This window comes from Robertmurraya sp. DFI.2.37 (assembly GCF_029211245.1).
In the GTDB taxonomy this organism is placed as follows: domain Bacteria; phylum Bacillota; class Bacilli; order Bacillales; family Cytobacillaceae; genus Robertmurraya; species Robertmurraya methanolica_A.
This window is the reverse complement of sequence record NZ_JARGEJ010000955.1, coordinates 1-270: the sequence shown is the minus strand read 5'-3', so window position 1 is coordinate 270 and position 270 is coordinate 1. Positions and strand designations below refer to the sequence as shown.

Annotated in this window: 1 protein-coding gene; it reads right to left on the bottom strand. The window is 42.2% G+C overall.

The window, feature by feature from the left end; genetic code table 11:
* On the bottom strand, positions 1-270 hold a 270-nt coding region (locus PZE06_RS29320), incomplete at both ends, for a transposase (protein ID WP_275792592.1).

The following is a 270-nucleotide window of genomic DNA, read 5'->3' as shown; positions in this document are numbered from 1 at the left end:
ACAGTTTTAATAGAGCGTTCTCGTGGGGGAATGCTCCTTTTTTCGTGACTTTTCGAAAGCTAGAGTGGATACTTTCTACGGCATTCGTGGTGTACATGATTTTTCGTATGTGACTACCATAATCAAATAGTTGCTCCACATGCGAAAAGTTTCGTTTCCATACGTCTATAGCTCCAGGATACGTAGACCACTGCTTCTCAAAGGATTCAAACGCACTATGACAAGCCTTAAGACTTGGAGCCCCATACACTTTCTTTAAGGCAGCAGTAA